The organism is Rhizobium aouanii (genome assembly GCF_037002925.1).
Lineage (GTDB): Bacteria > Pseudomonadota > Alphaproteobacteria > Rhizobiales > Rhizobiaceae > Rhizobium > Rhizobium aouanii.
On record NZ_JBAMYD010000003.1, the window covers coordinates 60,714 to 74,998 of the forward strand.

General features: G+C 61.4%; 17 protein-coding genes and 2 pseudogenes. 8 read left to right on the forward strand and 11 right to left on the reverse strand.

The features are described from left to right. Nucleotides 1-89 precede the first annotated feature (89 nt). From V8P77_RS06050 to V8P77_RS06060, 3 genes are all read left to right on the forward strand, one after another. Complete coding sequence (locus tag V8P77_RS06050; RefSeq protein ID WP_335911255.1) at nt 90-839, forward strand: SDR family oxidoreductase; 750 nt, start codon at nt 90-92, stop codon at nt 837-839. A 68-nt stretch (nt 840-907) separates the two neighbouring features. Beyond that, nucleotides 908-1,456: a flavin reductase family protein gene (locus V8P77_RS06055; RefSeq protein ID WP_335911256.1), complete on the forward strand. Its 549-nt coding sequence runs from the start codon at nt 908-910 to the stop codon at nt 1,454-1,456. 60 nt (nt 1,457-1,516) lie between these two features. Beyond that, on the forward strand, nt 1,517-1,801 hold the full coding sequence (locus V8P77_RS06060) for a DUF1330 domain-containing protein (protein WP_335911257.1): 285 nt from the start codon (nt 1,517-1,519) through the stop codon (nt 1,799-1,801). 53 nt (nt 1,802-1,854) lie between these two features. Here the strand turns inward: V8P77_RS06060 and V8P77_RS06065 are convergent, their stop codons facing one another. Further along, nucleotides 1,855-2,358, reverse strand: coding sequence for a DUF1203 domain-containing protein (locus tag V8P77_RS06065; RefSeq protein ID WP_335911258.1), 504 nt, complete (start codon nt 2,356-2,358; stop codon nt 1,855-1,857). A 78-nt stretch (nt 2,359-2,436) separates the two neighbouring features. On the opposite strand from V8P77_RS06065, the gene V8P77_RS06070 reads away from it, so the two are divergent. Continuing rightward, nucleotides 2,437-2,673 carry a hypothetical protein gene (locus V8P77_RS06070; protein WP_051449390.1) on the forward strand — a complete coding sequence of 79 codons (237 nt, stop codon included), beginning with the start codon at nt 2,437-2,439 and terminating at the stop codon, nt 2,671-2,673. A gap of 29 nt (nt 2,674-2,702) precedes the next feature. Here V8P77_RS06070 and V8P77_RS06075 read toward each other — a convergent pair whose 3' ends face one another. Genes V8P77_RS06075 through V8P77_RS06090 form a run of 4 tightly spaced genes read right to left on the reverse strand, consistent with a single transcriptional unit; the run spans nt 2,703 to nt 5,938 of the window. Then, nucleotides 2,703-3,263, reverse strand: coding sequence for a GNAT family N-acetyltransferase (locus V8P77_RS06075; RefSeq protein WP_017960121.1), 561 nt, complete (start codon nt 3,261-3,263; stop codon nt 2,703-2,705). Between the two features lie 5 nt (nt 3,264-3,268). Then, nucleotides 3,269-4,138: a 3-mercaptopyruvate sulfurtransferase gene (gene sseA, locus V8P77_RS06080; RefSeq protein ID WP_335911259.1), complete on the reverse strand. Its 870-nt coding sequence runs from the start codon at nt 4,136-4,138 to the stop codon at nt 3,269-3,271. Between the two features lie 18 nt (nt 4,139-4,156). Then, the gene (locus V8P77_RS06085) at nt 4,157-4,894 is read right to left on the reverse strand and encodes an alanyl-tRNA editing protein (RefSeq protein WP_335911260.1); all 738 of its coding nucleotides are present in this window, start codon (nt 4,892-4,894) and stop codon (nt 4,157-4,159) included. 6 nt (nt 4,895-4,900) lie between these two features. Further along, nucleotides 4,901-5,938: a cysteine synthase A gene (locus V8P77_RS06090; RefSeq protein WP_335911261.1), complete on the reverse strand. Its 1,038-nt coding sequence runs from the start codon at nt 5,936-5,938 to the stop codon at nt 4,901-4,903. A 226-nt stretch (nt 5,939-6,164) separates the two neighbouring features. Here V8P77_RS06090 and V8P77_RS06095 point away from each other — a divergent pair, with 226 nt between their 5' ends. Both V8P77_RS06095 and V8P77_RS06100 read left to right on the forward strand, forming a co-directional pair. After that, the gene (locus V8P77_RS06095; RefSeq protein WP_335911262.1) at nt 6,165-6,824 is read left to right on the forward strand and encodes a ChrR family anti-sigma-E factor; all 660 of its coding nucleotides are present in this window, start codon (nt 6,165-6,167) and stop codon (nt 6,822-6,824) included. Between the two features lie 98 nt (nt 6,825-6,922). Further along, the gene (locus V8P77_RS06100) at nt 6,923-7,756 is read left to right on the forward strand and encodes an SDR family NAD(P)-dependent oxidoreductase (RefSeq protein ID WP_335911263.1); all 834 of its coding nucleotides are present in this window, start codon (nt 6,923-6,925) and stop codon (nt 7,754-7,756) included. On the opposite strand, the gene V8P77_RS06105 is transcribed toward V8P77_RS06100, so the two are convergent. The 4 genes and pseudogenes from V8P77_RS06105 to V8P77_RS06120 all read right to left on the reverse strand — a co-directional run bounded on the left by V8P77_RS06105 (nt 7,757) and on the right by V8P77_RS06120 (nt 9,929). After that, a complete protein-coding gene (locus V8P77_RS06105) occupies nt 7,757-9,016 on the reverse strand; it encodes a class I SAM-dependent methyltransferase (protein ID WP_335911264.1) in 1,260 nt (419 codons plus the stop codon). It abuts the gene before it with no gap. Between the two features lie 197 nt (nt 9,017-9,213). Next, nucleotides 9,214-9,375 (reverse strand): annotated as a pseudogene (locus V8P77_RS06110) (DUF1365 family protein); the annotation flags it as partial. Then, a pseudogene (locus V8P77_RS06115) lies at nt 9,361-9,447 on the reverse strand (deoxyribodipyrimidine photo-lyase); the annotation flags it as partial. The pseudogenes V8P77_RS06115 and V8P77_RS06110, both read right to left, overlap by 15 nt. A gap of 155 nt (nt 9,448-9,602) precedes the next feature. Next, nucleotides 9,603-9,929, reverse strand: coding sequence for a hypothetical protein (locus V8P77_RS06120; protein ID WP_335911265.1), 327 nt, complete (start codon nt 9,927-9,929; stop codon nt 9,603-9,605). Between the two features lie 212 nt (nt 9,930-10,141). On the opposite strand from V8P77_RS06120, the gene V8P77_RS06125 reads away from it, so the two are divergent. Continuing rightward, on the forward strand, nt 10,142-10,459 hold the full coding sequence (locus V8P77_RS06125; RefSeq protein ID WP_335911266.1) for a hypothetical protein: 318 nt from the start codon (nt 10,142-10,144) through the stop codon (nt 10,457-10,459). A 114-nt stretch (nt 10,460-10,573) separates the two neighbouring features. Further along, nucleotides 10,574-11,251 (forward strand): HAD family hydrolase, encoded by a 678-nt coding sequence (locus tag V8P77_RS06130; RefSeq protein ID WP_335911267.1) that lies wholly within the window; start codon nt 10,574-10,576, stop codon nt 11,249-11,251. 37 nt (nt 11,252-11,288) lie between these two features. Here the strand turns inward: V8P77_RS06130 and V8P77_RS06135 are convergent, their stop codons facing one another. Together V8P77_RS06135 and nirD are read right to left on the reverse strand one after the other, a co-directional pair. Further along, nucleotides 11,289-13,946 carry a nitrate reductase gene (locus tag V8P77_RS06135; protein ID WP_335911268.1) on the reverse strand — a complete coding sequence of 886 codons (2,658 nt, stop codon included), beginning with the start codon at nt 13,944-13,946 and terminating at the stop codon, nt 11,289-11,291. Continuing rightward, nucleotides 13,947-14,282, reverse strand: coding sequence for a nitrite reductase small subunit NirD (nirD, locus tag V8P77_RS06140; RefSeq protein WP_017960132.1), 336 nt, complete (start codon nt 14,280-14,282; stop codon nt 13,947-13,949). Between the last annotated feature and the right edge of the window lie 3 nt (nt 14,283-14,285).

The window sequence follows — 14,285 nt, forward strand, 5'->3', positions numbered from 1 at the left end:
AGAGGGATCAAGCCCTCCTCCTTATGTTCCTTCTTGTCGAACACGACCGCCCTTTCTGTTGGAAGGACGCCAAGACAAGGAGATAAACCATGACGAATATCAATGGAAAAGTCGCGCTGGTCACCGGCGCCTCGAGCGGCATCGGCGCCGCAACCGCATTGAAGCTCGCCGAGGCCGGCTCAAAGGTCGGTATCGCCGCCCGTCGCACCGACAAGCTTGAAGACCTCAAAAAGGAGATCGTCTCGAAGGGCGGTGAAGCCCTCGTGATCGAAATGGACGTGGTTGATCCAGCCTCCGTCGAAGCCGGCGTCAAAAAGCTGGTGGGTGCCTATGGTTCGATCGACATTGTCGTCAACAATGCCGGCCTGATGCCGCTTTCGGATGTCGATCAGTTCAAAGTCGACGAATGGCACCGGATGGTCGACGTCAATGTGAAAGGCCTGCTGAACACCACGGCTGCGGTTCTGCCGCAGATGATCGATCAGCATTCGGGCCACATCTTCAACATGTCGTCGATTGCTGGCCGCAAGGTCTTCCAGGGCCTGTCGGTCTATTGCGCCACCAAGCATGCGGTCGCCGCATTCTCCGACGGCCTGCGCATGGAGGTGGGCCAGAAGCACAATATTCGAGTGACCTGCATCCAGCCGGGCGCCGTGGCGACCGAACTGTACGATCACATCACGGAGCCTGGCTATATCAAGCAGATGGACGACCTTGCCAAGCAGATGACATTCCTGCAGGGCGCGGACATCGGCGACACCATCGTCTTCGCGGCGCAGGCGCCCGCGCATGTGAATGTCGCGGAACTGTTCGTTCTGCCGGTCGAACAGGGCTGGTAACCACACCAGAACGTCTGTCAGCTTCCCCGCATAGGTGCGGAGAATAGACCCGCGATGGAGAGCGCACGATGAGAGAGATTTCCGCTTCCCAGGCCTATCGCATGCTCGAACCCGGCCCGATCGTTCTTGTGACGACGAACCTTGAGGGCACGCAGAATGTGATGACGATGGGTTTTCACATGATGATCCAGCATGCGCCGCCGCTGATCGGTTACGTCATCGGCCCCTGGGACTTCAGCCACCACACCCTGAAAAAGACCGGCGAATGCGTGATTGCGATTCCAGCTGTCGACCTTGCCGAAACCGTGGTGGACATCGGCAACTGCTCCGGTGACGCGGTGGACAAGTTTGAGCGGTTCAGCTTGCGGACTCGCCCAGCAAAGGATGTCGCAGCACACTTGCTGTTGGACTGCCTTGCCAATATCGAATGCCGTGTTGCCGATCCGAGCCTCGTCGATCGATACAATCTCTTTATCCTCGAAGCGAAGAGGATCTGGATCGACGAGACCAGCAAGGAACGACGGACCATGCATCATCGCGGTGATGGCAGCTTCACCGTGGATGGCGGCACGCTCGATCTCCGCAAGCGCATGGTTAAGTGGCGGCATTTGCCCTAAGCGCCACAGCACGCAAAAAACACATCCCCTGAACTTCACACTGATTGAAAGGACATCATCATGTCCGCCTACCTCGTTGTCGAACTCAATATCCACGACCCCGAAGCCATTGCCCATTACCGCTCGAAGGCCTTGCCCCTGGTGGCAAAGGCCGGCGGCCGCCTCATCGCTCTCGATGACGCACCGCTCGAACTCGAAGGCTGGCAGGCGACCAATATGCTGATCATCGAATTTCTCGATATGGATGCCATCCGTGGTCTCTTTGCATCGCCCGAATATGCGCCGCTCGCACGCCAACGGCAGGCTGCCGCAGGTTCGCGGATCATTGCCTTGCGCGGCGTTTAAGAACATTGGAAGGCGCGCGATCCCGACAGATTGACGACTTCCTCTTGCGCCTATCAGGCGCCGGCCTCCGCCAGGGCCGGCGCCTTTACCTTGTCGATCCGGCATTGGAAGCAGTTGTTGCGCGCGGAGCGCACATGCACATAGGCGATATCAGATCGTCCCAGCAGCTCTTCGCCATAGGCTGGAATATCGCCGATAGCAGTCACCGCGCCGGTGCCGTAGACGATGCGGTCATTTTCGTTATAGCCGCGGACGATGAAGTCACGGCTCGTCGTCAGCACCGGCGGCATGATCTCTTCGGCGACATAGCGTGCGCAAGGCTGCTTGTGCAGGAAGACCGGGCCGGTTTCGGCGTAGGGCTGCAGCTCGGGGAAGGGCCGGTAGGCGAAGACCAGCAACGCCTCGCCCGCATCGATATTTTCGAGGCAATGGCGGCAGGGATGACCGGGACCATCGGAAACGGTCGTCTCGGGCAGCCTGTCATAGGCGTCGCTGCCGCCGTTCCAGAGGTGTTCGGCGTCGGTCGTCGGCATGGCGACAAAACGAATGACGGTCATGGCAGATCTCCTTTGTGATTGCCATGAAATGCACCTCGACCAACGCGCAAGCCACCCGATTCTTGCCTGCATCTGGATATGAGATCGCCGAAGAGCGAAAAGCGGCGTATCTTCTGTCCGTACTCTGTAGGGCGAAAGGAGAAACCCTTGGCCGACGTTGATCTCGCGCTGCTGGCGCAACAGAATGCGGAAATACTGGAAGAGCTCAGGGCTCTGCGGCGCGAGGTGGCGGAGCTGAAGGAACAGTCGGGCCGCACGCTCGATTTCGAGCGCCGCAACGACCCGCGCCGCCCGAACAGCCTGACGCAGCGTTAACAGCTCTGCCTACGTCAGGAAGGCATCCGTCAGCTTTTCCGCGCAAGCTCTAGAAGCTCCTTGTCGCTGAGCGGTCGGACGATGCCGGTGCCGGTCGAAACCGGGGAGAAGCCGTACATCTGGTAGAGCTGCAGCGCACGCGGATGGTCGAGATTGTTGGTGGTGGTGGTGACCCGCTTCGGATTGAGCGACCAGATGGCATAGAGCGCCTGCAGCAGGAACCATTTGCCGATGCCGAGACCGAGCGCATGTTCGATCAGGCCGAAATGGCTGAGCTCGATCATATCCTCGTCTTCGCAGAAATATTCGTAGAAGCCGGCCGGCGCGCCGTTCACGTAGAGAACGCTGATATTGTTGCGCTTGTCGTTCAGCGTCTCGGCAAGCTGCTCGTCGCTCATGCGCAACCGGTCCACCCATTGCCAGCGCGCGCCCACCTGCCGGTAGAGATAGCGGTAGAAGGGCAACGGGATCTCGGGAGCGCGCATGATCGCCGTCTGGATATTGACGGGCACTGGCATGCTTGCCTTCGGCGGCGCCGTCATTTCGAGCCGGGTGATATGAGCTTTCAGCGAAGCGGGTGCCTTTCCCATGGCGATCAGACTTTGACCGGCGTCGGCGGACCGGTGACGATGGGCGTATCGTCACGGCTGCCCCATTCGCTCCACGAACCGTCATAAAGCTTGTTGTCGTGATGGCCGAGCGATTCCAGCGCCAGCGTGATGATCGCGGCGGTGATTCCCGAGCCGCAGGAGGTGACCACGGGCTTTGAAAGATCGATGCCGGCATCCTCGATCGTCTGCCTGAGTTCGGGCAGCGACTTGAATCGGCCTTGGCTGGCAAAGACGCCGGAGGGCAGGCTGCGGGCGCCCGGCATATGGCCGGAGCGCATGCCGGCGCGCGGCTCGGGTTCGACGGCGGCGAAGCGGCCGGCGCTGCGGGCATCGGCAATCTGCATCGCGCCGCTGGAGACGATGTCGCGCATCGTATCGAGCGTCACCACGCGGCTTTCGTCGAAGGCGGGCGTGAAGGTCGCCGGCGCATGATTGGGCATCGTGGTTTCGAGCGGACGGCCCTCGGCCTTCCAGCCGTCGAGACCGCCGTCGAGCACGAAGACGTTTTTCGCGCCCATCACCCGGAACAGCCACCAGACGCGCGGCGAGGCAAACAGACCCATGCCGTCATAGACGACGATCCGATCGTTCTCACTGATGCCGAGCCGGCCGACTTCGGCGGCGAAATATTCGGGCGAGGGGATCGTGTGCGGCAGCGATGTCGAATGGTCGGCGATCTTGTCCTGGTCGAAGCGGATGGCGCCGGGAATATGACCGGCCGCATATTCCGCATCGGCATCTCGCTTCTGCGCCGGCAGATAGAAGGAGGCGTCCAGCACCCGCAGGTCAGCTTTCCCGAACTCGGACTGCAGCCAGTCGGCCGAAACGACGAAACGGCTCTTGGTCTCACTCATGATGGTCTCCCTTGATGGTCAGGCTTCGTCGCCGGGCGTGCCGAAGCGGATGCGGAAGCGCCGGTTCTCTTTGCCCTTCTTCTCGATCTTGGCGATATGGATCCGGCCGACTTCCTGAGTCTCGGAGACATGTGTGCCGCCGCAGGGTTGGCTGTCAATCGAGGAGTTCTCGCCGATGCAGACGAGGCTGACGCGCCCGAGCCCCAACGGCGGGCGCACGTTCTTCGATTTGACGATATCGGGATTGGCCACAAGCTCCTCGTCGGTGATCCATTGCAGAGTGACCGGATGGTTCTGCTCGACCAGTTCCATCAGCTTGGCCGTCACCGCGTCCTTGTCGATCGTCTCGATCATGTCGAAGTCGACGCGGCTTTCCTCCTCGCCGACGGCAGCCCCGGTGATCGGATAGGAGCAGACGACGGAAAGCAAGTGGCAGGCCGTGTGCATGCGCATCAGCCTGTAGCGGCGCTGCCAGTCGACATGCAGCACCAGCGTCTCGCCGATCACGGGCCGCGGCGCACCTTCGAGCGGCACGTGGATGATGACATCCTTGCTTGGACCGTGCTTCGTCTGGCCGAGCGCGATCTTGCTGCCGTCGGCGCGCTCAAGCTCTCCGGTGTCTCCGGGCTGGCCGCCCGATGTGGCATAGAAGCAGGTCTGGTCCAATTCGATGCCCCCGTCTTCGTGAACGGCGGTGACGACCGCCTCGCACGTCGAGAGATAGAAGTCGTCACGATAGAGGGCATTGACGGGCATGGGGTCTCACACCGGCTCGTAGGGAACGTGGATACCGGGCGACTTGGCCATCCAGCCCGGAACGGGCAGCCCCTTCGACGTCAGGAAATCCGGGTTGAAGAGTTTTGACTGATAGCGGTTGCCGTAATCGCAGAGGATCGTCACCACCGTGTGACCAGGTCCGAGATCCCGGGCGAGGTTGACCGCGCCGGCAATGTTGATCGCCGTCGATCCGCCAAGGCAGAGGCCCTCGTTCTCGACGAGGTCGAAGAGATAAGGAAGCGCTTCGGTATCGGGGATCCGATAGGCATAGTCAGGCGTGAAGCCCTCGAGATTAGCGGTGATGCGGCCCTGGCCGATGCCCTCGGTGATCGAGGATCCCTCGGATTTCAGCGCGCCGTTCTGGTAGAATTCATAGAGTGCGGCGCCGTCGGGATCGGCGATGCCGATCTTGACGTCTGCCTTGAAAGCCTTGAGGCCGGCGGCGACGCCTGCCAGCGTGCCGCCGGAGCCGACCGAGCAAATGAAGCCATCGACTTTACCGTCGGTGTCTTGCCATATTTCTTTTGCCGTCGTTTCGACATGCGCCTGGCGGTTGGCGACGTTATCGAACTGGTTTGCCCAGATCGCCCCGTTCGGCTCGGTCTTCGCCAACTGCTCTGCCAGCCGCCCGGATACCTTCACGTAATTATTCGGGTTCTTGTAGGGAACGGCGGGCACTTCGACGAGTTCGGCGCCGAGCAGCTTCAGCGCGTCCTTCTTTTCCTGGCTCTGCGTTTCCGGGATGACGATGACGGTGCGGTAGCCGAGCGCCTTGGCGACCAGCGTCAGCCCGATGCCGGTATTGCCGGCCGTGCCCTCGACGATAACGCCGCCCGGACGAAGCAATCCCTTCCGCTCTGCGTCGCGGATGATGTAGAGCGCGGCGCGATCCTTGACCGACTGGCCGGGGTTCAGGAACTCCGCCTTGCCGAGAATGGTGCAGCCGGTCGCCTCGGAGGCGCCCTTGAGTTTGATCAGGGGCGTGTTGCCGATGGCTTCGAGGACGGAGGGGTGGAAGGTCATGGAATCTGCCTCTTTTCGAACTCTTACTTTAGGAACGGTCTTTTCCCTTCACAAGGCTGAGTTGGCAAGAAATGCTATTCCACGCCTCTGTCGGACACGATAAAATTTGCTTTCCTCTCCCTGAAATGACGCATGGCCCGCAATCCCGCCGTGTGAGGGGTGATCCGAAGATTGACTTTCCCCGTACGGATGACGACAAAGCGAAAACGGAACGCGGCAACAGGGCGTGACCGAAACCGACATGGTTCACGAGCAGATCGACACGATCGATGCATTGATGGCGCATTATGTTGCCGGCTCCTTGCCCGAGCCGGCGCGTGTGCTGGTCCAGTCTCATCTCGAAATGAAACCGGACAATCGCAGCCTGGTGAACAGCCTCGAGCTGCTGATAGGCGAAGCTCTGGAAAACGCGCCTGAAGCTGCCATTGCCGATCGCGACGGGCGGCTTGCGGCAATCTTTTCCTCTGCGTCTCCCATTCCGGCGCCACGGACGGTCACGCGACCGGAAAACGCGCTGTTTCCGCAAGCGTTGCGCGCCCTCTTGGGTTTCGAGGCCGAGGATGTGCCCTGGCGCCGGCGGTTGCCCGGTTTTAAGGAATATTCGCTTGACATGGACGGCTGCGAGGTCAGCCTGATGTGGATCCGGCCTGGCCGCGCCTTGCCGGCGCACACCCATAAAGGCGTGGAGCTGATCCTCATTCTCGACGGCGCCTTCAACGATGAACGCGGCCGTTTCGGCCCCGGCGACATCTCCGTTGCCGACGAGACGGTCGACCACCGGCCGGTCGCCGAAAAGGACAGGCCTTGCATCGCCTTTGCCGTTTCGGACGGGCCGGTCAAGCTCACCGGATCCTTCCGCCAGATGATCGGCGACCTGATCGGCTGAAAGCAGCCACAATAGTGTGATAGAGCCGTAAATCCGGAGGGGTTGAGGAACTTCCGGACCTGTTTTCGCATTTGATCAGGCAGCCGGAGGAACATGTCATGCGTGATTTCATTGCCCATCCCGAACATGGAATCGTCTGGATTTCGGGTGCGAGTTCGGGCATCGGCCGGGCGCTTGCACTGAGGCTCGCCGGCGAAGGATACAAGGTCGCCGTCACCGCCAGAAGCCACGAAAAGCTGGTCGAACTGCAAGCCGAAGCCAATGGCCTCTCGGGCAGTATCATTGTGCTCGACGGCGACGTCACCGATGCCGAGGACATGGAACATGTCATGGCCTCCATCGAATATGAGCACGGCACGCTCGCCATGGCGATCCTCAATGCCGGCGTCTACCTGCCTGTTCATGCCGAGGATCTGAAACGCACCGATTTCGAGAAGAGCTTTGCCGTCAACCTCTCCGGCGTCGTCAACTGTCTGCTGCCGGCGATCCGCCATATGAAGGCGAAAGGGCAGGGACAGATTGCCATCGTTTCCTCCGTTACCGGCTATGGCGGTCTGCCGACGGGGGCTGCCCATGGCGCCACCAAGGCGGCGCTGATCAACATGGCCGAGAGCCTGAAATTCGATCTCGACAAGCTGGGCATCCGCATCCAGCTCATCTGTCCGGGCTTCGTCGATACGCCGGCGACGAGGAAGAATGCCTTTCCGATGCCGGCTCTGGTACCGGTCGAGGAGGCGGCCCGGGAGATTGCCGCCGGCTTGAAGTCGCAAGCCTTCGAGATCACCTTCCCGAAGCGCTTCACCACCATGCTGAAGCTCGCGCGGCTGCTCCCTTACGGCGCCTATTTCACGCTGGTGAACCGCGTGACCGGCTGGCGGGAGCGACCGCCTCTGGCAGGTCACCGTCCGGTGACGCCGCATGCGGCGGAATGATCAACGGCGCGAGAAAACGACCTGGCGCACATCGATATTGCGGGCGCGGAAGCCGGCCTCGCAATAGAACAGATAGAATTCCCAGAGTCGCTTGAAACGCTCGTCGAAGCCCATCGGGCGGATGCGTTCCCAGACCGACCAGAAACGCTCGCGCCATTCGGCAAGCGTGCGGGCGTAATCGAGCCCGAAGCCGAAGTCCTTGACCAGCGACAAATCGACCTTGCAGGCAAGTTCGGCGAGATGATTGCGCGTTGGCAGCATGCCGCCGGGAAAGACATATTTCTGGATGAAGTCGGGGTTGCTGCGATACTGGTCGAAGGCTTCCGGCCGGATGGTGATGATCTGCAGCCCAGCCTTGCCGCCCGGCTTCAGACATTGCCGGAGCTTGGAGAAATAGGACGGCCAGTATTTTTCGCCGACCGCTTCGAACATCTCGATCGAGACGATCCGGTCGTAGAGCCCTGCTTCATCGCGGTAGTCCTGGAAACGGAATTCCACGCGGTCATCGAGGCCGGCCTTGTGAATGCGCTCCTCGGCAAAGGCGAGCTGCTCACGGCTGATCGTCAGCCCCGTCACCTTGCAGTTCAGCTCGCTTGCGGCAAATTCGGCAAAACCGCCCCAGCCGCAGCCGATCTCCAGCACATGATCGCCAGGCCCGATGCCGGTCGCCTCGGCAAGCGCCCGGTATTTGGCGTTCTGGGCCGATTGCAGATCATTGGCGCCGGTCGAATAGAGTGCTGAGGAATAGGTCATGCTCGGATCGAGCCATTCCCTGTAGAAATCGTTGCCAAGATCGTAATGGGCGGAAATGTTGCGCTTCGAGCCCGTTTTGGTATTGGCGTTCATCCAATGGCGGACGCGCTCGAAGAGGCGGCTAACGCCGCCTTTGCCATGTGCATAGCTGTGCGCGGCCTCGCCGTTGACGAGGAAGAGTTCAAGGAAGGCGGTGATGTCCGGGCTGTCCCAATCGCCGTCCATATAGGTTTCGGCGACCCCGATCGTGCCGCTTGTCAGCGCCCGATAGGCAAGGTTCCAATTGTTGAGGCTGAGCGCCGCCTTCGGCCCGGGCTGCTTGCCCTCGATCAGCAGCGTGCGGCCGTCGGGGAGGGTGACGGCAAGCGAACCGTGCTGCATGCGCAGAAGTCCGCGCAACGCCAGCTTCGCCTTGAAGGGCAGCCCCTTCGCCAGACGAGATATATTTTCCCCCGTCAGCGTCACCGCGTCACGGGCCAGCAGATTCCAGTCCTGCGCCTTGCTCATCTCTCCTCCTCCAGCATTTTTTTGCCGGTTAGGGACGGCGATACATTCGTGACCATGCGCTCGACCGGCCCCCGGCCATTGCATTGAAGGCTACTGCATAATTTCCTAATTCGGAACCGGTCCAAGGATAGATTATGCAGCAGTTCAATATGCTGCAACCCGCTTTGCGCGTGTGAAAAACGTGCGGCGCCGTCATGTCATTCCGCCGCTTCCGCAAGCGGGCGGGGCTGCCGGATGCTGACTTCAGGTGGAGCCGCCGGACGCCCGACGTAGCGTGCGCCCTTCAGCCACAATTTCAATGCTTCCCCATGGATGCCGGCGATGATCTTGAAGGTGAGGAAGGGATGCGCGGCGTCGAGGGCGTGGTTGTCGTCAAGTCGCAGGTCCTTGCGAAACCAGAGGATGACCGGTGGTGCCGCGTCCATTGTCAATGAAGCCGTTCCCCGCTTGTTTTTTTTCAACCCGCTACGGATGTACGGAACGCCCGGATTAAAGTTTCATCCGGCGGAAAAAGCTTTCACGGCTGTCGGCGACATGAAAAAGGCCGGCGTGAACCGGCCTTTTTCTGAGAGCGGCAGTCTGTTGCTTAGTTGTCGTATTCGCGGCAGGCGTCGCTGATGGATGCGCCGCTCTGTCCGCCACGCGTATCGACGCCGGACATCTGTTGCGGCATGCCGGGGCATTCCATCGTCTGCGGTCGGCCGATGCTCTGTGTCGTCGTCGGATCGACCGGCGAGACGGGTACCGGACGAAAGCCGTTGTCATCGTTGGTGTAATCGGATGAATAGGTGCCGGAACCGGGATCGGTCGAGCCGCCATTCGTTGGCCCGATCGGACTCGGGTTAGACTGGGCAAAAGCCGACGACGCCATGCCGATCGCGAGCAGCGAAGCGGCAATAAGGGATCTAGACATGGGATATCCTCCTTGGATTTTCATCTTGGATGACCTTGGGGTAACTGCCTGATGGAATCATTGTTCCGAAATTTGCAGAAAACCTGCATTCAAGCCTCGCGGCATACCCGCATGGTTATGCGTAAACCTTAACGGGGGATGTCGCTGGAACGGCGCCAGCACATGTCTTACTTGCATGCGGAGATACTAAAAAACCGTGGCATGAGGCCGCTATGTTTATCTCCTTTCGCGAAGCCGCAGATCTCGGTCTCCAGATCGTACTTGCACTCACCTTGACGCTGAGTGGCATGGCGGTCGCCTCCTACGCCGTCAGGAATGACAAGGCTAAAATTTCAACGATCGACGTCAGCCGTCCCTCGCTCTGGACCGCCGCTCCGATGCGCGTCGATCCGGCTACGCAAGCCTACCTGCGCGCCGATGCTTCGGCCGCACTGGAACTCGCCGATGGTGCCGACGACCTCTGCCACGACCCGATCGGCCTCCGGCTTTCCTGCGACTTGATCGTCACTTCCGGTACGGCGGCTTTTTAGGTGAAGGCGGTCGGGAGGCGTCACCGCCATTCCCGAAAGCTTGCAAAACCCAATGATTTGCCGTTTCATCGCGATAGCGACCACCGTCCGACTCTTTCCCTGAAGGATTCAGCCTTGTCTATGCCGATGCCCCGTGGCTTCGAGAAGCCCTATGCCGCCTTCCTGTTCGATATGGACGGCACCATCCTCAATTCGATCCGTGCGGCCGAGCGTGTATGGAGCGACTGGGCGAGGCGTCAGGGGCTCGATGTCGCCACCTTTTTGCCGAAGATGCATGGATCGCGCGGCATTGACACGATCACCCGGCTGAACCTGCCTGGAATCGATCCTGAACATGAATCGAAGCTGGTGACCGAGGCCGAGATCGCCGATGTCAGCGACGTCGTGGCCATTCCCGGCGCCGCGACCTTTCTGAGTTCACTGCCCCCGGATCGCTGGGCGATCGTCACCTCCTCGCCGTTGCGCCTTGCTCACCGGCGGCTGGAGGCAGCAGGCTTGCCGGTGCCGAGATTCATGGTGACGGCGGAGGACGTGAAGGTCGGAAAACCCGACCCGCAATGTTATATTCTCGGCGCCGAGCGCCTCGGCGTCAGCACGCAGGATTGCCTGGTGTTCGAGGATGTCGCAGCCGGCATTACCGCCGGCGAGGCGGCGGGTGCCGATGTCATGGTCATCACGGCAACACATCACCAAAAGATGGAGACGCCGCACCCGACGCTTTCATCCTATGATGAGATCTCGGTCCGCATCTCCTCCGATCACAGGATGCTGATCGTCCCGAACGCGGCCTGACAGTGCTCCGGCTGCGTCCTGCTTGCTTTTGCGCGGTTCACTCCGCGGCTGCGGCAAGACAGCGATCGATGATGCTGCCGATTTCGCTGCGGCAGGAGCCGCAATTGGTTCCAGCGCTGGTTTCCTTGCCGACCGCCTCGACGCTGTGACATCCGCCGCGCACGGCAGCGGCGATCTGGTTGACCCCGACACTGAAGCAGGAGCAGACGGTAGCGCCTGGATCCGGCCTGCCTGCGCCGGGACGACCCGCAACGAGCGCAAAGCGTTTCCTGAGGTCGCCATGCGAGGCGGAGAGCTGCGAGATTGCCCAGTTGCGCGCGACAGCGACGGGCTCGCGTGCCAAAAACAGCGCGGCAAGCAGGACCTCGCCATCGAAGAAGGCGAGCCTGAGGTCGCCGGATTGCCGGTCGGCATAACCAAGCGGTTCGATCTCGGCCGGAATGGCGAAAACCGCGCGGCACCAGGCCGTCCAGTCTTCGACGGTTTCGGCGAAGGCAAGCTCCAGCCGCCAGCCGCCGGCGGCTTTCGCCAGCGCCCAATAGGCGGCGTCAGGCGTGGCGGGTTTTGTGGCGGAGACGGCGAAACCGTAATGGGTGGCGCGGAAGGGCCGGACGGCGACGGCAACGTTCTTCGACGCCGGTTGACCGGAAATGGGGTCGGTTACCGGCGCGACCACGGCGTCGATGCGCGCTCTTGCGGCGAACTGGTCGTTCCAGTGCATCGGCGCAAAGATGCCGCCGCGCGCCTGGCGATCGGTCACCAGCGCCCGCACGATTGCCTTGCCGTGCGGGCTGTCGATCTCGACGAGGCCGGCGCTTGATATACCGGTCTCGATCGCGTCGCGCGGATGGATTTCGGCAAAGGGTTCGGCGATATGGGCGGAAAGCCGCGCGCTCTTTCCTGTTCGCGTCATCGTGTGCCACTGGTCGCGGATGCGCCCGGTATTCAGCGTGAAGGGGTACTCGGCATTGGTGCGATCGGTTGCGGGCGGTTTGACCGCGACGAAGCGCGCCTTGCGATCGGGATGGAAGAAACCGCCCTCGGCGAAGAAGCGGGTGATGCTCGGTTCTGTCCCCGCCGCCTGCGGCCACTGGAAGGGCGACAGTTCGCCATAGGCCCCGCCGCTCATGCCGGCGCGCGCGCCGATGTCGAAATCGCGGCTGCCGTTATTTTCGAAGGCGGAAAGCGCGGCGTGTTCGGCGAAAATTGCGGCCGGCGCGTCAAAATCGAAGGCGGCGGCAAATCCCATGCGGCGTCCGATCTCCGCAAGCTGCCACCAGTCGGCCCTTGCATCGCCGGGGATATCAAGAAACGATCGTTGCCTTGAAATGCGCCGTTCGGAATTGGTGACGGTGCCATCCTTCTCGCCCCAGCCGAGCGAGGGCAGAAGCACATTTGCGTGCCGGGTCGTATCCGTCTCTTTCAGGATGTCCGACACGACGACGAAGGGACAGGCGGCGATCGCGTTTTCGACACTGTCGGCATCCGGCATCGAGACGACGGGATTGGTCGCCATGATCCAGAGCGCCTTGATGCGTCCGTCGGCCACGGCTTGGAACATGTCGACCGCCTTCAGGCCGGGTTTTGCGGCGATGACGGGCGAATTCCAGAAGCGCTGCACGCGGTCCCGGTCTTCGGTGTTCTCGATCGCCATATGGGCGGCAAGCATATTGGCGAGACCGCCGACCTCGCGTCCGCCCATGGCATTCGGCTGGCCGGTCAGCGAAAACGGTCCCATGCCGGGACGGCCGATGCGGCCGGTCGCCAGGTGGCAGTTGAGAATGGCATTGACCTTGTCGGTGCCGGAGGAGGATTGGTTGACGCCCTGGCTGTAGCAGGTCACGACCTTCGGCGTCGTCTCGAACAGCCGGAAGAACTCCCTGATCTGCATGGCGGGCAGGCCGGTCCGTTCCAGGAGATCGTTGATATCGAGCGCGGCGGCCGCCGCAAAAGCGTCGCCGAAACCTTCTGTATGGGCGCCGACATAATTCTGGTCGATTGCCGGACTGGTCGCCAGATGGGCAAGTAGTCCCATGAACAGCGCAACGTCGCCATCAGGACGGATGGCCAGATGCAGGTCGGCGATGTCGCAGGTCATCGTCCGGCGCGGATCGATGACGACGATCCGCATGTTTGGCCGCGCCGTCTTTGCGGCGGCAAGCCGTTGGTAGATGACCGGATGACACCAGGCGAGGTTGGAGCCGGTCAGGACCACCAGATCCGCAAGTTCGATATCCTCATAGGTCCCGGGCACAGTATCGGCGCCGAAGGCGCGGCGATGCCCCGCCACGGAGGAGGACATGCAGAGCCTTGAATTGGTGTCGATATTGCCGGAGCCGATGAAGCCCTTCATCAGCTTGTTGGCGACATAGTAATCCTCGGTCAGCAACTGGCCCGAGACGTAGAAGGCAACGGCGTCGGGCCCGTGTTTGGCGATCGTTTCAGAAAAACGGCGGGCGACCAGATCAAGCGCCTCGTCCCAGCCGCTCTGTTTGCCTTCGATCTCGGGATAGAGAAGCCGGCCATCGAGATCGATGGTTTCGGCAAGGGCTGAACCCTTCGAGCAGAGCCGGCCGAAATTCGACGGATGCTCGGGATCTCCTTTGACGCTGACTGCGCCTGCCTCGTCGACCGTGGCGATAACGCCGCAGCCTACACCGCAATAGGGACAGGTGGTCTTGACCTCAGCCGCCATCTATTCCGCCGCCATCATCAGGCTTTCCAGAGCGATGAACAGCCTGCCGTCTTCGTTCAGCACCTGTATCGTCCGGACCTCGCCTTCGTCGGCGCCGAGCGCCTTGCCTGTTTCCAGCGAGATCACCCAGTTGTGCAGCGGGCAGGTGACTGACTTGGCGTGGACGATGCCTTGGGAGAGCGGGCCGCCCTTATGCGGGCAGTGATCCTCGATGGCGAAGACCTCGTTTTCGGCCGTGCGGAAGACAGCGATCTTGCCTTGTGGCGTCTTCACGCAGCGCGCGCCGCGCAGCGGGATGTCGGAGATGTCACCGATTGCGATCCAGTTCATGTCCATCTC